The sequence below is a fragment of the Streptomyces sp. NPDC020192 genome, from assembly GCF_044388685.1.
Classification (GTDB): Bacteria; Actinomycetota; Actinomycetes; order Streptomycetales; family Streptomycetaceae; genus Streptomyces.
Genome location: NZ_JBIRXG010000013.1, coordinates 99,188 through 118,317 on the forward strand (window position 1 = coordinate 99,188; position 19,130 = coordinate 118,317).

19 protein-coding genes are annotated in these 19,130 nt (G+C 71.2%); 12 read left to right on the plus strand and 7 right to left on the minus strand.

Annotated elements, in window-relative coordinates; all coding sequences use genetic code 11:
• Window positions 1-56: 56 nt before the first annotated feature.
• The 5 genes from ACH47Z_RS24920 to ACH47Z_RS24940 are packed head-to-tail and all read left to right on the plus strand — an operon-like array spanning window position 57 to window position 4,665.
• Window positions 57-647 carry a TlpA family protein disulfide reductase gene (locus ACH47Z_RS24920; RefSeq protein ID WP_399077221.1) on the plus strand — a complete coding sequence of 197 codons (591 nt, stop codon included), beginning with the start codon at window positions 57-59 and terminating at the stop codon, window positions 645-647.
• A gap of 1 nt (window position 648) precedes the next feature.
• Window positions 649-1,419, plus strand: coding sequence for a cytochrome c biogenesis CcdA family protein (locus ACH47Z_RS24925; RefSeq protein WP_399077223.1), 771 nt, complete (start codon window positions 649-651; stop codon window positions 1,417-1,419).
• 3 nt (window positions 1,420-1,422) lie between these two features.
• Window positions 1,423-3,141 carry a cytochrome c biogenesis protein ResB gene (locus tag ACH47Z_RS24930; RefSeq protein WP_399077225.1) on the plus strand — a complete coding sequence of 573 codons (1,719 nt, stop codon included), beginning with the start codon at window positions 1,423-1,425 and terminating at the stop codon, window positions 3,139-3,141.
• Entirely contained in the window at window positions 3,138-4,238 is a 1,101-nt protein-coding gene (gene ccsB, locus ACH47Z_RS24935; RefSeq protein WP_399077227.1) for a c-type cytochrome biogenesis protein CcsB, read from the plus strand. The genes ACH47Z_RS24930 and ccsB overlap by 4 nt, the downstream gene beginning before the upstream one ends.
• Before the next feature lie 25 nt (window positions 4,239-4,263).
• Window positions 4,264-4,665, plus strand: a complete 402-nt coding sequence (locus ACH47Z_RS24940; RefSeq protein WP_399077229.1) for a hypothetical protein — start codon at window positions 4,264-4,266, stop codon at window positions 4,663-4,665.
• Here ACH47Z_RS24940 and ACH47Z_RS24945 read toward each other — a convergent pair.
• The 3 genes from ACH47Z_RS24945 to ACH47Z_RS24955 form a co-directional block, all read right to left on the minus strand.
• A complete protein-coding gene (locus ACH47Z_RS24945) occupies window positions 4,662-6,209 on the minus strand; it encodes an ABC transporter substrate-binding protein (protein WP_399077231.1) in 1,548 nt (515 codons plus the stop codon). The two genes, ACH47Z_RS24940 and ACH47Z_RS24945, sit on opposite strands and share 4 nt — an antisense overlap.
• Window positions 6,209-8,305 carry a hypothetical protein gene (locus ACH47Z_RS24950; protein ID WP_399077233.1) on the minus strand — a complete coding sequence of 699 codons (2,097 nt, stop codon included), beginning with the start codon at window positions 8,303-8,305 and terminating at the stop codon, window positions 6,209-6,211. The genes ACH47Z_RS24945 and ACH47Z_RS24950 overlap by 1 nt, the downstream gene beginning before the upstream one ends.
• A 115-nt stretch (window positions 8,306-8,420) precedes the next feature.
• Window positions 8,421-9,842, minus strand: a complete 1,422-nt coding sequence (locus ACH47Z_RS24955; RefSeq protein WP_399077235.1) for a condensation domain-containing protein — start codon at window positions 9,840-9,842, stop codon at window positions 8,421-8,423.
• Between the two features lie 161 nt (window positions 9,843-10,003).
• On the opposite strand from ACH47Z_RS24955, the gene ACH47Z_RS24960 reads away from it, so the two are divergent.
• The 3 genes from ACH47Z_RS24960 to ACH47Z_RS24970 all read left to right on the plus strand — a co-directional run bounded on the left by ACH47Z_RS24960 (window position 10,004) and on the right by ACH47Z_RS24970 (window position 12,140).
• Window positions 10,004-10,453 carry a nucleoside deaminase gene (locus tag ACH47Z_RS24960; protein ID WP_399077237.1) on the plus strand — a complete coding sequence of 150 codons (450 nt, stop codon included), beginning with the start codon at window positions 10,004-10,006 and terminating at the stop codon, window positions 10,451-10,453.
• 1 nt (window position 10,454) lies between these two features.
• Window positions 10,455-11,423, plus strand: coding sequence for an isopenicillin N synthase family dioxygenase (locus ACH47Z_RS24965; RefSeq protein ID WP_399077543.1), 969 nt, complete (start codon window positions 10,455-10,457; stop codon window positions 11,421-11,423).
• 399 nt (window positions 11,424-11,822) lie between these two features.
• On the plus strand, window positions 11,823-12,140 hold the full coding sequence (locus ACH47Z_RS24970; RefSeq protein ID WP_399077239.1) for a ricin-type beta-trefoil lectin domain protein: 318 nt from the start codon (window positions 11,823-11,825) through the stop codon (window positions 12,138-12,140).
• A gap of 4 nt (window positions 12,141-12,144) precedes the next feature.
• Here ACH47Z_RS24970 and ACH47Z_RS24975 read toward each other — a convergent pair whose 3' ends face one another.
• Together ACH47Z_RS24975 and ACH47Z_RS24980 are read right to left on the minus strand one after the other, a co-directional pair.
• On the minus strand, window positions 12,145-12,495 hold the full coding sequence (locus ACH47Z_RS24975) for a hypothetical protein (RefSeq protein WP_399077241.1): 351 nt from the start codon (window positions 12,493-12,495) through the stop codon (window positions 12,145-12,147).
• Window positions 12,492-13,070: a DUF6232 family protein gene (locus ACH47Z_RS24980; RefSeq protein ID WP_399077545.1), complete on the minus strand. Its 579-nt coding sequence runs from the start codon at window positions 13,068-13,070 to the stop codon at window positions 12,492-12,494. Before ACH47Z_RS24980 ends, ACH47Z_RS24975 begins: the two co-directional genes overlap by 4 nt.
• Before the next feature lie 313 nt (window positions 13,071-13,383).
• Between ACH47Z_RS24980 and ACH47Z_RS24985 the strand changes: the two genes are divergently transcribed.
• The 4 genes from ACH47Z_RS24985 to ACH47Z_RS25000 all read left to right on the plus strand — a co-directional run bounded on the left by ACH47Z_RS24985 (window position 13,384) and on the right by ACH47Z_RS25000 (window position 18,034).
• Window positions 13,384-14,658: a hypothetical protein gene (locus ACH47Z_RS24985; protein WP_399077243.1), complete on the plus strand. Its 1,275-nt coding sequence runs from the start codon at window positions 13,384-13,386 to the stop codon at window positions 14,656-14,658.
• Complete coding sequence (locus ACH47Z_RS24990; protein WP_399077245.1) at window positions 14,655-16,250, plus strand: substrate-binding domain-containing protein; 1,596 nt, start codon at window positions 14,655-14,657, stop codon at window positions 16,248-16,250. The genes ACH47Z_RS24985 and ACH47Z_RS24990 overlap by 4 nt, the downstream gene beginning before the upstream one ends.
• Window positions 16,237-16,995, plus strand: a complete 759-nt coding sequence (locus tag ACH47Z_RS24995; protein ID WP_399077247.1) for a hypothetical protein — start codon at window positions 16,237-16,239, stop codon at window positions 16,993-16,995. The genes ACH47Z_RS24990 and ACH47Z_RS24995 overlap by 14 nt, the downstream gene beginning before the upstream one ends.
• A gap of 91 nt (window positions 16,996-17,086) precedes the next feature.
• On the plus strand, window positions 17,087-18,034 hold the full coding sequence (locus ACH47Z_RS25000; RefSeq protein WP_399077249.1) for a DMT family transporter: 948 nt from the start codon (window positions 17,087-17,089) through the stop codon (window positions 18,032-18,034).
• Here the strand turns inward: ACH47Z_RS25000 and ACH47Z_RS25005 are convergent.
• Both ACH47Z_RS25005 and ACH47Z_RS25010 read right to left on the minus strand, forming a co-directional pair.
• Entirely contained in the window at window positions 17,925-18,812 is an 888-nt protein-coding gene (locus ACH47Z_RS25005; RefSeq protein ID WP_399077250.1) for a LysR family transcriptional regulator, read from the minus strand. The genes ACH47Z_RS25000 and ACH47Z_RS25005 overlap by 110 nt on opposite strands.
• Window positions 18,812-19,099 (minus strand): PLDc N-terminal domain-containing protein, encoded by a 288-nt coding sequence (locus ACH47Z_RS25010; protein WP_399077252.1) that lies wholly within the window; start codon window positions 19,097-19,099, stop codon window positions 18,812-18,814. The genes ACH47Z_RS25005 and ACH47Z_RS25010 overlap by 1 nt, the downstream gene beginning before the upstream one ends.
• Between the last annotated feature and the right edge of the window lie 31 nt (window positions 19,100-19,130).

The window sequence follows — 19,130 nt, forward strand, 5'->3', positions numbered from 1 at the left end:
TCCGCCCGGCAGGGGGGCGCGCGAGAGCCCCGGAACGGCCATGCGAAACTTTTCACATGAGTACCCGTAGCCGCGCCGCCCTGCTCAGCGCCGTGGCCGCTGTCGCGGCCCTGACCCTGTCCGCGTGCGGCAAGGGCGGCACCTCCGGCGGCGGTGGCAACACCAACTTCGTCACCGGCCACAACGGCATCGCCACCGCCCCCGCCGGCAAGCGCGACGCGGCCCCGGACCTGTCCGGCAAGACCATCGACGGCAAGACCCTCGACGTCGCCTCGCTCAAGGGCCAGGTCGTCGTCGTCAACGTCTGGGGCTCCTGGTGCAGCCCGTGCCGGGAAGAGGCGCAGTACTTCGCCAAGGTCTCGAAGAGTTACGAGGGCAAGGGCGTGCAGTTCGTCGGGATCAACACCCGAGACACCAGCACCACGCCCGCCGTCAACTTCGAGAAGGAGCACGGCATCACCTACCCGAGCCTGTACGACCCGACGGGCAAGCTGATGCTCCGCTTCAAGAAGGGCACCCTCAACCCGCAGCTGATCCCCTCCACGCTCGTCATCGACAAGCAGGGAAAGGTCGCCGCGCGGGCCCTGGAGGCGCTCGACGACACCGCCCTGCTGAAGATGCTCCAGCCCGTCCTGGCGGAGAAGTGACGTGAGCGCCCTCGTGACGCTCGCGGCGACGGGCGAGAACCAGACCGTGCTCAACGGCGCCCTGCTGATCGCCCTGCCGGTCGCCCTGCTCGGCGGACTCGTCTCCTTCTTCTCGCCCTGCGTCCTGCCGCTCGTCCCCGGCTACCTCTCCTACGTCACCGGAGTCGCCGGCACCGATCTGGCCGAGGCCCGGCGGGGGCGGATGGTCGGCGGGGCCGCCCTGTTCGTGCTCGGCTTCAGCGCCGTGTTCGTCTCCGGCGGCGCGCTCTTCGGCTTCTTCGGCTCCACCCTGCAGGAGTACCAGGGCACTCTGTCCAAGGTGCTCGGCGTGCTCATGATCGCCATGGGCGTCTTCTTCATGGGGCTCATGCCCTGGCTCACCCAGCGCGAGTTCCGCTTCCACAGGCGGCCGACGGCCGGCCTGATCGGCGCGCCCGTCCTCGGTGCCCTGTTCGGCATCGGCTGGACGCCCTGCATCGGTCCCACCCTCGCGTCGGTGAACCTCCTGTCCATGAACCAGTCGAGCGCCGGACGCGGTGCGCTGCTGATGATCGCCTACTGCGTCGGCCTCGGTGTGCCCTTCGTGCTCGCCGCGGTCGCCTTCCGCAAGGCGCTCGGCGCCTTCGGCTGGGTCAAGCGCCACTATGTGTGGGTGATGCGCATCGGCGGCACGATGATGATCGCGACCGGTGTGCTGCTGCTGACCGGCGCCTGGGACAGTCTGGTGCAGCAGATGCAGACCTGGTCCACCGGCTTCACTGTGGGGATCTGACCGATGAGCAACGCGACAACCGACAAGAGCCAGGGCGCCGAGAGGAGCCAGGACCAGGAGGACCTCGGCGCGGCCGGCTCCCAGCTGTCCACCGCGCCCAAGGAGGAGACCTCCGTCGCGCCGGGCCTCGGCGTCATCGGCTGGGCCCGCTGGTTCTGGCGGCAGCTGACCTCCATGCGGGTCGCGCTGCTGCTGCTCCTGATGCTCTCCCTCGCCGCGATCCCCGGCTCGCTGATCCCGCAGTCGGGCGCCGACCTCAACAAGGTCGACGACTTCCGCAAGGCCCACACGACGCTCGCGCCGGTCTACGACAAGCTCGGCCTGTTCCACGTCTACAGCTCGGTGTGGTTCTCCGCGATCTACATCCTGCTGTTCATCTCCCTCATCGGCTGCATCATTCCGCGCGCCTGGCAGTTCGTCGGCCAGCTGCGCGGCCGCCCGCCGGGCGCGCCCAAGCGGCTGAACCGGCTGCCCGCCTACACCACCTGGCGCACCACCGAGGACCCCGAGAAGGTCCGCGAGGCCGCGCTCGCCCTGCTGCGGAAGAAGCGCTTCCGGGCCCATGTCGCCGGTGACGCCGTCGCCGCCGAGAAGGGCTATCTGCGCGAGCTGGGCAACCTGGCCTTCCACATCGCCCTGATCGTGCTGCTGATCGCCTTCGCCTGGGGCCAGCTGTACAAGTCGGACGGCACCAAGCTGGTCGTCGAGGGTGACGGGTTCTCCAACTCGATCCTCCAGTACGACGACTTCAAGTCTGGCAGCCTGTTCAGCAACGACGACCTCGTGCCGTTCAGCTTCGACCTGAAGAAGTTCACCGGCACCTACGAGATCGCCGGCCCCAACAAGGGCACGCCGCGCACCTTCCAGGCGACGCTCGCCTACAGCGAGGGTGCGTACGGCACCCAGAAGCCGGTCACCGTCAAGGTCAACGAGCCGCTGCACATCGGCGACTCCAAGGTCTACCTCGTCAGCCACGGCTACGCGCCCGTCATCACCGTCCGCGACGGCAAGGGCAACGTCGTCTACCACGACGCCGTACCGCTGCTGCCGCTCGACGGCAACGTCAGCTCCAACGGCGTGATCAAGGTGATGGACGGCTACAGGAACGCGCGGGGCCTGTCGGAGCAGCTCGGCTTCCAGGCCTTCTTCGTGCCGACCTTCGACCCGAAGAGCGGCACGATGCTCTCGCAGTTCCCGGCGCTGCTGAACCCGCTGCTCGCGGTGAACGCCTACCACGGCGACCTCGGCGTCGACTCGGGCATCCCGCAGAGCGTGTACCAGCTCGACACGAAGCACATGAAGGCGTTCAAGGACGGCAAGGGCCAGCTGCTGAAGAAGCTGCTGCAGCCGGGCGACACCATGACGCTGCCGAACGGCGCCGGGTCCATCACCTTCGAGAAGGACATCAAGCAGTGGGCCGGCTTCGAGATCGTCCAGGAGCCCGGCAGCGGCTGGGCGCTCGGCGGTGCCCTCGCCGCGATCTTCGGCCTCGCCGGGTCCCTGTTCATCCAGCGGCGCCGGGTGTGGGTGCGCGCGGTGCGCGGCGCCGACGGCGTGACGGTCGTCGAGATGGCCGGCCTCGGCCGCAGCGAGTCCGCCAAGGTGCCCGAGGAACTGGGCACCCTCGCCGGAACCCTCTACGACCAGGCGCCGGGGGCACCCGACGCCGACGACGACTCCACCGAATCTCCCGTCGTACCTGCCGAAGGGGCTGAGCAGTGACTCCCGCCGCCGCAACCGAGCTCGCCGCCGCGACCAACGAACATCTGGCGAGCATGAGCAACACGCTCATCTACTCGTCCATGGCCGTCTACATGCTGGCCTTCTTCGCGCACATCGCCGAGTGGCTGTTCGGCAGCCGCAGCAAGGTGGCCCGTACGGCCGCCGCGCTGACCGCCGACAGCACGAAGGCGGCGAGCGGGCCGGCCGTCACGGTCAAGCAGGCCGGGGGGACCGCCGTACTGGAGCGGCCGAAGGTCGTCGTGCGCTCGGCGAGCGGCGCGCGGGACGTGCCGGACGGCCCCGGCGCGCACGGCGGCGACGCCCAGGGCGACCTCTACGGCCGGGTCGCGATCTCCCTCACGGTCCTCGCCTTCCTCGTGGAGCTGTCCGGCGTGATCACCCGCGCGGCCTCCGTGGAGCGGGCGCCGTGGGGCAACATGTACGAGTTCAACATCACCTTCTCCACGGTCGCGGTCGGCGTGTACCTCGGGCTGCTGGCGCTGAAGAAGAACGTCCGCTGGCTCGGCCTGTTCCTGATCACCTCGGTCCTGCTGGACCTCGGCCTCGCGGTCACGGTCCTGTACACGGCGAGCGACCAGCTGGTCCCGGCCCTGCACTCGTACTGGCTGTACATCCACGTCTCGACGGCCATCTTCTGCGGCGCGGTCTTCTACGTGGGCGCGGTCGCCACGATCCTGTACCTCTTCAAGGACTCGTACGAGACCAAGCTCCAGACCGGCGGCAAGCCCGGCGCCTTCGCGACCTCGGTCCTGGAGCGCCTCCCCGCCTCGGCCACGCTGGACAAGTTCGCCTACCGGATCAACGCGGCGGTCTTCCCGCTGTGGACCTTCACGATCATCGCGGGCGCGATCTGGGCGGGCGACGCCTGGGGCCGCTACTGGAACTGGGACCCCAAGGAGACCTGGTCCTTCATCACCTGGGTCGCCTACGCCGGCTACCTGCACGCCCGCGCGACAGCCGGCTGGAAGGGCCGCAAGGCCGCCTACCTGGCGATCCTCGCCTTCGGCTGCTTCCTGTTCAACTACTACGGCGTCAACATCTTCGTCACCGGCAAGCACTCCTACGCGGGCGTGTGACCGCCGGGTCGGTGACACTGGTGTCATGAGCGGTTCCATCGCGCAGGGCACCAGCCAGACCCACGGGAACACGCACATACTCCACTTCCTGGTGCGGCTCCCGCGGTCCATGGGGGACGTCTGGCCGGCGGTGGCCACCCGCGAGGGGCTCATGGGGTGGTGCACCGCCGTCGGCGTTCTCGAACCCCGGCTCGGGGGCGCGGTCGTCCTGGACGAGCTGGGCTCCGGGCGGGTCACGGCGTGGGACGTGGACCGGGTCGCCGAGTACACCTTCGAGGGTGAGGGGCGGGTCCGGTTCCATCTGGAGCGGGAGGGGGACGCGGCCAGCGTGCTGCGGTTCACCCGGGAGTTCCGGGGGGAGGGGGAGTCCGAGGCCCGGTGGCGCGGTCGGTTCGAACGGCTGATCGAACAGCTCGGCTCCTCCTAGGCCGGCGGCAGGCACTCCTTCGCCGGCGGCCGCCCCTCCGGCCAGGCGATCCGTACGAAGCGCGAGCCGCCCTGCGGGGTGAGTTCCACGATCGGTACGGCCTTGTCGTACGGGTTGCCGTGCACGTTCAGGCAGATCCAGCCGCTCGCCCCGTTCACCCGCAGCGGCCCCTTGACCTGCGGCCACTGCAGGCCCACGTCGGCCAGCGCGGGCACGCTCCTGCCGTCCGGCACCGCCTCGCGGATGCCGTGCACCGCGAGGCGCAGGGTGTCGTAGCCGATGATCAGCTGGCCGTCGTCCAGGGCGGCCGGTCCGATCGGGCCCACCGGCGCGCGCGTGGCGGACGTCAGCAGGGTCTGCAGGGTGGTGAAGTCGGCCGTGGAGCCGCCCGTCGCCGGAGCGTTCTTCACCCAGGCGTCCGGGTGGGCGAGCGAGGTGTAGCGCACGGACAGGTTGTGCCGCAGGGCGTCGCGGTCCAGCGCCTTGTCATGGGTGAGGTAGGACGCCTCGTCGCCGGTCAGGACCGTGAACTGGCGGTCCATGCAGCCGCGTGCGCCGAGCGCGTTGATGAACTGCCGCAGCTGGGTGTGCCGACCAGCGAAGAGGATCGTGTCCGTCTGCCGGGAGGTGCCGCACAGCAGGGTCGTGATCTGCCGGAAAGTGTTCGGGGTCGTGCCCTCCTGGCTGCGGTCGGCGGGCGGGGTGAACGGCTGCGCCCCGTACGGCGAGCCCTTGATCAGCGCCTGGAACGAGTTCTCCAGCGTCTGGGTGTACGGGTCGCCCGGCTTGTCGTACACCAGCAGCGCCCGGCCCGCGGTCACCTTCGCGAAGGAGGCCAGCGCGTGCGCCTCGTCGGTGTTGGTCGGCGCCACCCGGGCGAGACCGGGGTAGGGGTCCTTGCTGCTCTGGCCGTTGGCGAGGTCGTCGGCGGTGATGGAGGAGCCGATCACCGGGATGCCCCGCTGGGTCAGCCGCGCCACGGCCGCCTTGTTGGGGTCGGTGCTCTGCCCGATGCCCGCGACCGCCCGCAGCCGGTCCGCGCTGTTCGTCATCGCCGTCAACTGGTCCACGGTGTGCTGCCAGAGGTCGCCGCTCGTCCCCGGGTTGGCGAGCACCAGCCGGATCTGCGGGGTCTGCCCGTTGGAGTCGTGGTTGGCCTGGTACTGCGCCAGGTAGGCGCCCTGCAGCTGATGCTGGATGTCGTTCACGCTCGTGGCGGAGGTGGAGGTGTACGGCAGCATCAGCGCCACCGTCACGTAACTCCCCTGCTTGAGGCCGGAGTTCTCCCGCCAGATCGCCTTGACGACGTCCGTCAGCGCGGGCTGCCCGAAGTCGTACGGCCCCGGCCCCGTCGCCACGCCCACGCACTCGTCGCTGTCCTGCGGCCGGGCCACCCCGGGCGCGCAGGAGCGGTCCTCGTGGGTGAGGACGCGGACCCCGAACACCGCGCCGGTCACCAGCACCGCCCCCAGCAACAGGGCGAGATAACGGCGCAGCGGGATCTCCCACACGCTCTCCCGCAACCAGCTCCCCACGCCTGCCATCACGCCTCCCCGATGTCGTCGTCCGGCCCGTCCTCCGGGTCCTCCGGGCCGGTCATCGGCCGCCCGGCGAGCGCCGCCGCCGGCCAGTCCCGGGAGGCCCGCCACAGCAGCGCGTTGCCCGCCGGATGCAGGTTGGACAACTGCTCCAGCTCGAAGCCGAGCCGGACGGCGACCTGCTGCTCGGGCAGCACCAGCGGGTCCGCCAGCTGCCACACCGCGTGCAGCAGGCGTCGTACCAGCCGGTGCAGTACGGGGTCCGCGCCCTCCGGTACGGCATGGGTGGCGTCCGTGTGGCCGAGCGCCACGCCGGCCCGCTCGTCGTCGGCCCGGCCGGTGAAGTCGCGGCCCTCGGCGTCGTGCGCGTGGAAGTACGGCGCGGACGCGACGAACAGCAGCGTGCGCAGCCACTCCCGGGTGTCCGCGGTGACGAAGGTGTCCCGCAGATGCGCGACCGCCGACTCGGTCCGGCCGAGGGCCAGTTCATGGTGCAGCCGGTACCGGGCGTCCTCGGGCGCCGTGTAGTACGCGACGAGCCTCTCGTGCGCGGTACGCCAGGACGCGTGGTTCTCCTCGCACAGATGCAGCCGGAGCAGCAGCAGGGTGCGTACGAACGGGTCGCCGACGAACCGGCCCGGCACCTCCGGCAGCCCCTCCTCGGCGAGCCGGGCCTGCAGCGCCCGTACGCTCGCCGGACCGAAGGTGTCCGGCAGCAGCGCCGAGGCCAGCGCGCACGCCGAACCGTGGTCGTGCGCGGCGGCCAGCACGGTCAGCTCCGCCAGATACGCCTCGGGCACCAGCCCGTCCAGCAGCGCCCGGTAGGTGGGCAGCCCGGGCAGGTCCTCGGCCGGCCGGACGTCCGCCGTGAGCAGCCGGGCCGGCGAGGACACCCGCGGCGGATTCTGCGCGGCCGACTCGGCGAGCAGCTCGATGCCGAGCGGGTTCCCGCCGGTCAGCCGGTGGATGGCGTGCGGGAGCCGGGGCGGCAGGACGGTGTCCCCGCGGACCGCGCCGACCAGGTGCAGGGTGTCGTCCGGGCTCAGCGGCGGCAGCGCCACCAGCAGCGCCCGCGACGAGGGGGCCGCCCCCGGCTCCCAGCCGGACCTGCGGGCCACCTCCGGCAGCCGCCGCCGCACCGCCGCCGGCAGCTCCTCGCGGGCCTCGCCGAGCCGGGCCGCGACGAACGCCACCTGGTCCCGCACGCCCTCGGCGCGGTCCCGCAGCACGGCCGCGACCAGCCCGGGGCCGGGCGCCGACTGGGCGTTGTCGAGCAGCACCAGCGGCCGGCCGAGCCGCTGCATCCGGGGCAGCACGCCGGCGTAGGCCTCGGTCAGGTCTTCCAGCAACGCCCGCACCAGATACCGCTCGGCGTGCTCCCGGTTGGGGCCGCCGTCGCCGAAGTGCCGGGACAGCAGGATCAGCCCGCGCTGGGCGTTGCCGCCCGCGTTGGGATACGTCCGGTACCACACCGACGCCTTCTGGCGCCGCCGGCCCGCGAAGCCCTCCGAGACGGCCTCCAGGGTCGCCTCGATCGCGCCGGACACCAGGGGTCCGGTGCCGGTGGCCGCCGCGACGACCTTGGCCGCGACCTTCCCCGCCCAGCGCCCGGCGAACCCGCCGAACCGCGAGCCGCCCTCGTTCAGCAGCAGGATCCGCTCGACCTCCCGGCGGATCCGATCCGAGTCGGCGTCGCCCCAGCCGCTGGCGGCCACCGCGACCAGGCCCGTCATCAGCCGCGGGAACGAGATCCGGCCGGCGCCCGTCACCGGTGCCGCCAGCTGCTCGGCGAGCACCAGCAGCGCCTGCGCGAGCGGCGACCAGGAGTCGCCGGACCGGCCCGCCGGCGGCCCGGCGAACTGCTCCTCGGCACAGTCGATCAAGGCGACCGGAGTGTGCCCCTGGTACGCGTCCCGCAACTCGGCGAGGACCGCGCTCTTGCCGAGCCCCCGGGCACCGGTCAGCATCACAAAGGGCAGTTCGTCGGGGTACTCCGGCGGATGGGCACGGTGGTGCCAGGGGCGCAGACCGACGTGCCGCGGCGCGAGGCCGGCGGGCTCGTCGTTGAACAGCGCCCCGCGTCCATGCAACCGTCTGCCCACCCGATCGCCCCCCTCAACGATCGCCCCCTCAACAGCAGTGTAGGAAGGGGCAGTTGCTTCGGGCCAGAGTCAGTGGTGTCCGTTGGGTTACGAAAACTGTCGATGTAGGTTCCGGTCAGGACACGGCCGTGAGGCTGCCGCGCGTGGCGACCGAGGCGATGTGATCGCGCAGCCGCTCCACGTACAGCCGCAGGTTCTTCGCCGCCACGTCCGTGTCCGGGTACCGGCTGGCCAGCCACAGCCCCTCGTGCAGCCGGTTCACCCACACGCACACCTGGTCGCCGTACGACACCCGGATCAGCCCCGCCGCCCGCTGTTCGGCCCAGTGTTCGGCGCCCGGGATGGACCGGGTGTCGCAGTAGGAGACGATCGAATACAGGTCCGGCGAGGTCGGCCGGAAGTCCGCGCCGAGCAGGCTCAGCACCCGGGCCAGCGGCATCCGGGACAGCGGCCGGCTCGCGCGCAGCTCGTCGCGCACGGCCCGCATGGCGTCCCGCAGCCCCGTCGTACGGTCGACCGTCACCTCGATCGGCGCGCCGCCGACGTACCACCCCACGGAGTCGCTCCAACGCGACTTCACCCGGGTGTGGAACGGCACCACCGTCCGGTACACCGGCTGACCGCCCAGCTCGTGCACGGTCAGCGCGGTCGCGGCCAGCAGCCCGACCTGGCTGCCGCCGTAGGGCCGGCAGTACGCCTCGAACGCCGCCGCCGCGTCCGCGTCCGCCAGCGCCTCGCACAGCATCCGCTGACGCGGCAGCGGCCCGCCCGGCTCCAGTCCCAGATCGACGGGGAAGCCCGGCAGCATCCCGTCGCAGCGCCGGATGAACTCCCGCCAGCGGCCGACGGTCGCGTGCCGGGCGTCGATGCCGTCGGCGTCCGCCCGCTCGAGCTGACAGAAGTCGACGTAACTGGCCACGGGGGAAGCCGAGGTGCCGGGCACGGCGCCGGTCAGGCCCGCGGTGTACAGGTCGTGCACCTCGGCGGGGAGCCGGTGCAGGGAGTAGGCGTCGACGTTGCTGTGGTCGAAGGCCATGTACACGGAGACGCCGTCGTCCCGTACGACGGCGGTGTAGATGAGGTTGGGCCAGCGCAGCGCGTCCGCGACGGTGTCGAAGCGCTGCTGAAGATGCCGGACCAGCTCACCGGCGTCCGGGAAGTCCCCGGCCTCCTCCCGATGCAGCGCCACATCGGCGGCGTCGAGGGTGAACCGGCGCAGCTCGTCCCCGGCGTCTCCGGCCCAGCGGAAGCCGCTGCGCAGCGTCTCGTGCCGTACCGTCCAGGCACGCAGCGCCTCCTGGAGCACATCGAGGTCGACCGGGCCCGGCAGGTCGAAGGCGGTGCCCAGCCAGGTCGGCACGAACAGCCCGTCCTCCCGGACGCACTTGGCGGTCCGGATGTGCGACTCCTGGATGTAGGCGGGCGGCCGGGAGTCCTCCGGGAGCGCCGTCGCCGCCGCCACGGTCGCCGGGCTCAGCGTCCATTCGACGAGCCGTCCCGGCCGGACCTCGCAGCGCTGGATGTCAGTGATTCGCACGCGTCTCCCATCACAGAAGGGGGCCCCTGGATGCGGGCCCCCTTCAAGGCAATGCCGGGGGACGGGGCGGGGACATGCGTGTCCGGTCCATTTCAGCGGAACGGGTGGTGGGACGAACGCGGGATTGATTAACCGACGGTGATCGGGGCCACACTGACGGCATGGACCAGGAACAGGCCAGCGCCTGGCTCGCCACCGCCGTCGCCGAGGCCCGCGCCGGCCGCGCCGAGGGCGGCATCCCGATCGGCGCCGCCCTCTACGGCCCCGACGGCACCCTCCTGGGACGCGGCCACAACCGCCGGGTCCAGGACGGCGACCCCTCCCTGCACGCGGAGACGGCCGCGTTCCGCGCGGCGGGCCGCAGGCGCACGTACGCCGGTACGACCATGGTGACCACGCTCTCGCCGTGCTGGTACTGCGCGGGCCTGGTCCGGCAGTTCGGCATCTCGCGGGTGGTGATCGGAGAGGCCACGACGTTCCACGGCGGCCACGACTGGCTCGCGGAGCACGGCGTGGAGATCGTCGTCCTGGACGACCCCGAGTGCGTGGAGCTGATGCGCGCCTTCATCGACGAGAACCCGGCTCTGTGGAACGAGGACATCGGTGAGTGAGCTGAACGATCCGCGTATTCCGACCATCGATTTGGCCCCCTGGCTGGACGGCGACGCCGAGCGCCGCGCCGCCCTGGCTCGTACCGTCGACCAGGCCTTGCGGAGCGCCGGCTTCCTGCTGGTCACCGGGCACGGCGTGGACCCCGGTCTGCGCCGTGCGATCCGGGAGGCGGCGCGCCGCTTCTTCGTGCTGCCCGCCGAGGCCAAGCGGGCCTACGAGGCGAAGGTCGGCGGGCGCGGCTGGCTCGGGCCCGGCGCCGAGGCCAACGGGTACGCGGAGGGGACCGAGACCCCGCCCGACCTGAAGGAGTCGCTGACCTTCGCCACGCATGAGCCCTTCGACGACCCGGCCGTCAACGCCGAGTGGTACGCGCCCAACGTGTGGCCGGCGGAGGTCCCCGAACTCCGGCCGCTGTGTGAGGAGTACCTCGCGCGGATGGCCGAGCTGGAGAAGGAGCTGCTGACCCTGCTGGGGCATGCGCTCGGCCTGGAGACCGACTTCTTCAGCCGCCACATGGACCACCCGACCTACGGGTTCAACATCAACTGGTACCCGGGGACGGAGGTCGTCGGGGAGCCGGAACCGGGGCAGTTCCGGATCGGACCGCACACCGACTTCGGCACCGTCACGATCCTCGACCGGCAGACGGGCAAGGGCGGGCTGCAGGTCTACACCGACGAGGACGGCTGGCAGGACGCCCCCTGGGATCCGGCCGCGCTCACCATCAACATCGGCGACCTGATGGCCCATTGGACCGGTGACCGCTGGCGCTCGGGACGGCACAGGGTGCTGCCGCCGCCCGCCGACGCGCCGGGCGAGGAGCTGATGTCCCTCGTCTACTTCGGCGAGTGCACCCCGGGCACCCGGGTGGAGTCCGTACCGGCACCAGTCGGCCGGGTGGCGTATCCGCCGGTGGACTCGCATGTGTACCTGCGGGAGAAGCTGAACTCGATCACCGTGGAGAGTTGAAGCCGTTCACTTCGGCGCCGCGCCGACCGATCTCCAGACGGCACCGTTCCTAGGGTTGTTGGCCGGTGTTGGCCAACTCGCCGTAATCCGGACGTGTGGTCCGGTGGCCCTCCCGACGGTCCTGAGGGCCTGGGAACAGTGCGAGCTGGTCACTGCGGCGCGGTCGGGTCTTGCCGCCCGTGGTGGGCTTGCCCGCTGTCCTGGGTGGGCTCGCGGTCCCGCACGCCCTCGGCAGGGATGAGGCCTGGCCGGTAGCTCTCCCCGCGCTCATCCTCCGGTGAGCGGGGGTCACACCTGGCCGACGCCGGATCCCGTAACCGAGGGCGCGCCTGCCGATGGCCACCGAGGCAGCATGGTGCCGGGTGACCTTGGTCTTGTTCGTCGATTGCTGCTTGAGGGGTGTGGTCCTACGGCTCCACGGGCCTCGGCTCCTGCTCGGACTCGACCGCGCGCTGGACCTTCCGCAGTGCCGCAGGCGGCAGCGTCAAGGTCGTCAACGTCTCCACCGGCGCCTGTCTGAGCGCCAACGGCAACGGCCAGGCCGTCTTCGTCGGCGACTGCTCGCAGGGCGGCGGCAATCTGCGCTGGACGACGGGTTCCGGCAACTCCCTGGCCACGGTCATGGACGGCGGCTGCCTCGACCTCGCCTTCGGCGGCGGTGTGGACGAGCAGACCTGCCAGTCGGGCACGTCCTCGCAGAGCTGGGCGAGGACGTAAGGGGTCATCCGCTGATCATGCCGATGATCGCGCGCACCGCGTCGGCGACCGGCTGGCCGACCGCACCGACGGTGCTCGCGATCCCGGCGATCGCCATCAGCGCACCCCGCCGCGCCTGCGCGGGCACGGCGGCGTCGGGAGCGAGGACGGGCAGGGAGTCGTCCAGCAGCTGGGCGTCGGCCGCCGGCACCTGGGCGCGCAACTCGGTGATGAGCCGGTGCAGTTCGGCGAGGGCCGCGACCAGCGCCGGGTCCTGCCCGGCGCCGGCGGCACCGTAGTTCCTGACGATGCCCTGGTTGCCCTGGCCGCCGTACATGTTCACGTTGTCGCCGTAGTGGTAATTGCCGCCGCTCATCCGCTGATCCCCACGTTTCCGCTGCCGCCGTACATGTTGACGTTGTCGCCGAAGTAGTAGTTCTTCGGCGAGAAGTGCAGGCTCTGCACCGTCACCTTGAACTCGGTGTCCGGATGGTCGATGGCGTACGAGATCTGGCCGACGACCTGGTCCAGATACTGCGGGTTCTGGCTGGTCACCAGCGCGGTGGACGCGCCCGATGTCTCCACCGCGAGGACGTGGTGGTCGGAGGCCAGCAGGACCGAGAACAGTTCGACGATGAAGTAGATCTCGAGGCCGAGGGCCGCGATCCAGACGACCGTGACGTAGCCGGCCGCGCCGGAGTTGTCCCCGCCGCCACTGCTCGCGATCAGTCCGGGCACCATCGCGAAGAACCCGATGAGCAGCAGCCCTGCGGTGTAGCGCAGGAAGCGCAGCACCGCCTCCTTGCGCTTGGGGCGCATGACGAAGGTGTAGACGCGGGCGATGTTGTGCAGCGGGTACACCGCAGCGCCGATCCACAGGATCCGCTTGCTGACCCGCAGATCGACGGAGGCGGAGGCCGGCTGCCGGGGTGGCGCGGGCACGTCCGGCATGTACGGCGCGGAGGCGGGTGGAGCGCTCGTCGGCGCGGGTGGCGGGGTGGCAGGTACGGGTGGTGGCTCCTGGGCCGGGTTCATGTGTCTCTGTCCCCCAGAGGTCAAGCGATCGCTCGCAACTCAGTGATGACCATTAACCACAGGTCAGACGACGAGTGGCAAGTCGTTATGAGCAACGAAGTCGTCTCTGTCGGTGATGAATTGATGGAGACTCACCTTCGCATTTCTTTCCTCCGGCGTTGGCCGGGCGTTCGACCCGGGATCGTCCGGCAAGCGCACGATCCTGTCCCCGCTGACGCAGGAGACACGGGTGTACACAGACAGAGCCGAGACCGAAAGACCGCGTTCGACCGGCGAGCCCCGGCTACGGGTCGGGGCTCCGGCGGTCGCGTCCTCGCCGGGCTCCACGGCGCGCCGATGGTTCCCGCGCGCCGTCGCCGCCGTCACCGCCCTGTGCGCGATCGTCGTCCTCGCCCAGGGGCACGTCGGCCTGCCCTTCACCCATATCGTCACGATCGAGGCGAAGATGGCCTCGAAGGCCGACTACTTCGAGGATCCCGAGGTCCAGCGGCTGCTCGTCCGGCACGGCTTCCGCGTGCACATCACCCGCATGGGCTCGCGGGGGATCGCCGCGCAGAGCTACGACGGCTACGACGTCGTGTTCCCCTCCGGGCAGCCCGCCGCCGACCTGATCACCAGGAAGCGCGCGGCCGAGGGCCACCCGGCGACGACGTACCGTCCGTTCGTCAGCCCGATCGTGCTCGGCACCTACCGCGAGTACGCCGAGACGCTCCAGGAGGCCGGGATCGCGACCCCGTTACCGGGGGTGCCCGCCGGAGCCAAGCCGCTCTACTACTCGCTGAACATGCAGAAGTTCCTGCAGGCGACCGCCGACGGCCGCCGCTGGGACAGGCTCGGCATCGACCGGCACGGCATCCACAACGGCAACAAGGTGCTCGCGCAGACCTCCGACATCTGCGAGGCCAACTCCGCCGGCACCTATCTGGGCCTGGTCTCCTACGTGTGGAACCACGACAACATCCCGCAGAACCCGGCCGAGGCGGCACAGTTCGCCGAGCGGATAAGGCTCCTCCTCAACGACCAGGGCATGCCGTCCTCCGAGAAGAACGAGACCTACGTCTCCGCCGAGGGCAAGAGCATCGCGCCGATCGCGGTGATCTACGAGCACCAGTTCCTGGCCCACCAGATCGACACCCAGGCCGACACCGGACACCTCGACGACGAGCGCGTGCTGCTCTACCCGTCCGTGCGGTTCGTCACCGAGCCGCAGCTCATCGCACTGACCCCGGACGGCGACCGGCTCGGCGACCTGATCGGCAAGGACCCGGCGCTGCAGCAGCGGGCGATGGAGCTGGGCTTCCGGGTCCGGGACGCCGAGGGCGCCTCCGCCACCAGCGACGCGCTGACCCGGTTCCTCACCGGCCGCCACATCCAGGCGCCCGTTCTGTCGGACGACGACACCAAGGCGGTGCTGCCCCGGCTCGACCTGCTGGAGAAGATGATCGAGACCGTCGGCGACTGCACCCCCGTGGCCCAGTCGGCGGCGGCCGGGGAGGCGCCATGAGGGCCCGCGGGCTGCGGGCCGCCCTGTGCCTGGTCCTGCTCGCCGCGCTCGGCGGTCTCGTCTCCTGCTCAGGCGGGGGCGGCGGCCCCGACACCACCCTGCACGTCCTGGCCAGCGACGAACTCGCCGACATGAAACCCCTGTTGGACCGGCTCCGGCAGGACACCGGCGTCCGCCTAGACCTGGACTACCGGCCGACCAACGACGCCGGCGACACCCTGCTGACCGGCCGCCACTCCTACGACCTGGCCTGGCTCTCCTCCGACCGCTACTTCCGCCTGAAGGCCAAGCAGGCCGCCACCGGGAGCCATCCGACCACCATCGTGCAGAGCACGTCGACCATGCGCTCCCCGGTCGTCGTCGGCCTCACCCCGGACCTGGCCCGCACGCTGCGCGCCAGGGCGCCCGGCGGACGCCTGTCCTGGGCGGACCTCGCCGACGCCGCCGCCACCGGCACCGTACGCTTCGGCATGGCCGACCCCCGGCACAGCAACAGCGGTCTCGCCGCACTGGTCGGCGTCGCCACCGCCGCCGCCGGCACGGGCAGCGCGCTGCGCCCGGCGGACGTCAGCTGCGACCGGCTGCGCGGCTTCCGCTCCGGGCAGACCCTCACCGCCGAGAGCTCCCACGCCCTGCTGGACGACTTCGCGAGCCACCCGGGCCGTACCAACGCCCTGATCACCTACGAGTCCGAACTGCTCACCCTGAACGCCTCCGGCCGGCTGAAGCAGCCCCTGGAGATCGTCCACCCCGCCGACGGCATGGTGCTGTCCGACTATCCACTGCTCCTGCTCGACCAGCGCCGCCGGGACGCCTACGACCGCGTGGTGACCTGGCTGACCGCCGCCGACCACCAGCGGGAGATCATGCGGCGGACGCTGCGCCGCCCGGTCAGCACCGCCGTCACCCGCGACCCCCGGCTCACCGCGCCGCTGGACAACGCCCTGTACTTCCCGGACGACCCGGCCGTCCTCGACCGGCTGCTCGCCGACTACGGCGACCCCCGGCGCCGGGTCGCCGACCAGGTGATCTTCCTGCTGGACTTCTCCGCCTCCATGCGCGGCTCCCGTACGACCGCGCTGCGGGCCGCGTTCGCCGGGCTCAGCGGGGCGGACTCCTCCGCCACAGGCAAGTTCGTCCGCTTCTACCAGGGCGAGCGGCTGACCGTGATCCGCTTCGGCGGGCGCCCGCTGGACGAGCGCACGGTCACCGTGCACGGCGCCGCCGACCTCGCGGCCCTCACCAGCTTCGTCGCCGACGGCGGCTACGACGGCGCCACCGCCGTCTGGTCCGCCCTGGACCACGGTTACGCCACCGCCGAGAAGACCCTGCGCGACGACCCGGGACGCGTGGTGTCCATCGTGCTGATGACCGACGGCGAGAACAACGCGGGCATCGACCGCGCGACCTTCGTCAGCCGCTACCGGGCCCGGCCCGCCGACGCCCGCGCCGTGGCGACGTACCCCGTCCACTTCGGCGACTCCGACGCGGCCGAACTGCGCCAGATCGCCTCGGTGACCGGCGGCCGCATGGTCGACGCCCGCGCCCAGTCCCTGTCCAGCGCGTTCAAGGAGATCCGTGGCTGTTCTTGACGGCACCTGGTGGAGCGCCTGGTGGGGCGCGATGGTCTGGTGGCTGGTGGCCTTCGCCGGCCTGCTCGTGCTGGGCGTGCGCGTCGTACGGCGGGCCCTCAGGCGGCTCAGGAAGACACCCGAGGACCCCCACTACCTTCCGCTGTATCTCGACAACGACGCGGTCCTGGACGTGTTCAAGCTGGGCAACTACCGGTCGGCGCTGCGCCGGGAGGTCGAGGTACGCAACGTGCGCAACACCGGGTGTCTGGCGTCGATACCGCTGGTGTCGCTGATGTTCCAGCTCTCCGGGGACAGAACCACCGAGATCGTCGCCAAGTACGTCGAGGAGAGCGAGCCGATCTCGGTGATCGGCCTGCTGCTGTCCGTCCTGCGGCGGGGGGACGGGCTCGTCCGGGTGCGGCTGCGGCGGGACGAGCCCGGAGCGGTCACGCCGAACCGCGCCCTCCTCGGGGCCGGGGCGGCCGGTGAGGTGGTCCTCAGCGAGATCGGTGAGTTCGTCATGGTCACCGGCCGGTTCGAGGCCGAGGACTCCCGGGGCGACACGCTGGTGATGCGGGCCCCCTACGGCGACGGCGGTCAGTCCGCGCACCTGCGGGTCGTCCTGCGCGTCGACGGGCTGCGCTCCCCGGGACGGCAGCTGCCCGAGGGCCAGTTCCAGGCGCACTGCCTGGGCAAGGTGACGACCTGGCGTCCCGACACCCGCGAGGTCGTGCTCCAGTACCCGGTGGCCGTCTTCCAGTGAACTGCGGGTATCGGCGCCGCCGATGCCCCCATCGGCAGCACCCCGTACTGGCCCGTGGATCGACGTCCGGGCCGGTCCTAGCGTCGACGTCATGACCCCGGAACTCAAGGGCACCGCCCAGCTGACCACCGCCATGATGCTCTCCGGCACCCTCGGCGTCTTCGTCGTCGAGTCGGGCGCCTCGCCCTTCAACGTCGTCTTCTTCCGCGTCCTGTTCGGCGCCCTCGCCCTCGGCGGCTATGTCACCGCCCGCGGCTGGCTGCGCGACCACGGCTTCACCCGCCGCACCCTCTCCCTCGCCGTCCTCGGCGGGGTGTTCATCGTCTTCAACTGGGTGCTGCTGTTCTCGTCGTACGAGAACACGTCCATCTCCGTCGCCACGGTCGTGTACCACACGCAACCCTTCTACGTGGTCCTCCTCGGCGCCCTGCTCTTCCGCGAACGGCTCACCGCCGCGAAGGCCGGCTGGATCGCCGTGGCCTTCGCCGGACTGATCCTGGTGTCGGGCGTCACCCCGGCCGACTTCGGGCGCGGCGGCTCGTACCTGCTCGGCATCGGCCAGGCCCTGCTGGCCGCGCTGTTCTACGGCCTGTCCACCCTGGTCACCAAGCGCATCACGGGAGTGCGCCCGCACCTGATCGCCCTCGTCCAGGTCCTGGTGGGCATCCCGCTCCTGCTCCCCTTCGCGGACTTCGGCGCGATGAGCGGCACCGGCTGGGACTGGGGCTGGCTGGTGGGCCTCGGCCTCATCCACACCGGAGTGATGTACGTCCTCATGTACGCCGCGTACGCCGAGCTGCCGACGTCGAAGATCGCCGTACTGGCCTTCGTCTACCCGGCGGTCGCGATGCTGATGGACTGGCTGGTCTACGGCCATCACATCGGGCTCGTCCAGGCACTGGGCGTGCCGCTGATCGTCACCGCCAGTCTCAGGGTGACCCTTGCTCGGCGACCAGCCGCCGCGCCTGCTCCACGAACAGCCGCGCATGCGCCGGAAGCCGCTTCCCGGCCCGCCACGCCAGCTGCGTGCGAAGCGTGAACGGCGGCTCCCAGGCCAGCCGTACGAGAGAACCCTCCGCGAGTTCGGCGGCGACCGTCACCTCGGGCAGCAGCGCGATCCCGAGGCCGGCCGCCGCCGCGCGCTTGGTGGCCTCGATCGTGCCGAACTCCGTGAACCGCACCGGCCGCAGAGCCGTCAACTCCCGTTCGAACAGGTCCCGGTAGGCGCAGCCGGGCTCGGTGGCCAGCAGGGACTGGCCGGTGAGGCCGGCGGTCGTCACGGGGGACGCGCTCAGCTCGTGCCCGGGCGCGGCCACCAGCGCCAGCGGTTCGACGGCGAGCACGGCGGACTCCAGGCCCGGGTGCTCGGTCTCCGCCTCCATCAGGAACCCGAGGTCGTACGTGCCCTGACGCAGCGCCTGCCGGGTCTCGTCGCCGATGGTGGTGCGCAGCGCGAGCCGCACCTTGGGATGGCGGTGGTGGAAGTACTCCAGCAGCGGGGGCAGCCGGTAGGAGGTCAGGGACTCCATCGTGCCGACGGTGAGCGCGCCGGACGGCTCCTGCGCCCCGGTGACCGCCGCGCGGGCCTCCTCGGTCAGGTCGATGATCTGCCGGGCGTAGGGCAGCAGCCGCTCGCCGGCCTCGGTGAGCCGGATCCTGCTGCCGAGCCGGTCGAACAGCTCGACGCCGAGCGAGGACTCCAGGGTGCGGATCTGCCCGGTCACGCTGGACTGCGCGTACGACAGCTCGGCCGCGGCCTGGGTGAAGCTCAGTACGGTGGCGACCTTCTCGAAGGTGACGAGCAGCCGGAGTTCCATCAGCCCTTCTCGGGGTCGTCCTTGTTCAGGGACCTGAGGAACTCGGGGTTGTCGTCGGGGGCGACCCACTGCCCGGGCACGGCGCCGCCCACCGGGACCGGCTGCCGCACCTTGCCGGTGATCAGCCAGGCGACCGGACCGACCAGCACCTCGCCGAACAGCAGGATGATGATCACCCACACCACCTTCGGCAGATGCCGCACCTCCTCCTCGGGGGTGTTCAGACAGTCCACGAAGGCGTAGATCCACAGCGCCAGGACCAGTAGGAACGGCAGATACCTGAGCATGCTCGCGTGCACTCCCCACATGAGACCCGGG

Bases quoted from the DNA above. Each gene is read 5' to 3' on its own strand.
- ACH47Z_RS24960 (WP_399077237.1), top strand. From the start codon at position 10,004: ATGGACCAGGAACAGGCCAGCGCCTGGCTCGCCACCGCCGTCGCCGAG.
- ACH47Z_RS25005 (WP_399077250.1), bottom strand. From the start codon at position 18,812: ATGGAACTCCGGCTGCTCGTCACCTTCGAGAAGGTCGCCACCGTACTG.
- ACH47Z_RS24945 (WP_399077231.1), bottom strand. From the start codon at position 6,209: ATGGCAGGCGTGGGGAGCTGGTTGCGGGAGAGCGTGTGGGAGATCCCG.
- ACH47Z_RS25000 (WP_399077249.1), top strand. From the start codon at position 17,087: ATGACCCCGGAACTCAAGGGCACCGCCCAGCTGACCACCGCCATGATG.
- ACH47Z_RS24930 (WP_399077225.1), top strand. From the start codon at position 1,423: ATGAGCAACGCGACAACCGACAAGAGCCAGGGCGCCGAGAGGAGCCAG.
- ACH47Z_RS24920 (WP_399077221.1), top strand. From the start codon at position 57: ATGAGTACCCGTAGCCGCGCCGCCCTGCTCAGCGCCGTGGCCGCTGTC.
- ACH47Z_RS24980 (WP_399077545.1), bottom strand. From the start codon at position 13,070: ATGCCGGACGTGCCCGCGCCACCCCGGCAGCCGGCCTCCGCCTCCGTC.
- ACH47Z_RS24990 (WP_399077245.1), top strand. From the start codon at position 14,655: ATGAGGGCCCGCGGGCTGCGGGCCGCCCTGTGCCTGGTCCTGCTCGCC.
- ACH47Z_RS25010 (WP_399077252.1), bottom strand. From the start codon at position 19,099: ATGCTCAGGTATCTGCCGTTCCTACTGGTCCTGGCGCTGTGGATCTAC.
- ACH47Z_RS24975 (WP_399077241.1), bottom strand. From the start codon at position 12,495: ATGAGCGGCGGCAATTACCACTACGGCGACAACGTGAACATGTACGGC.
- ACH47Z_RS24940 (WP_399077229.1), top strand. From the start codon at position 4,264: ATGAGCGGTTCCATCGCGCAGGGCACCAGCCAGACCCACGGGAACACG.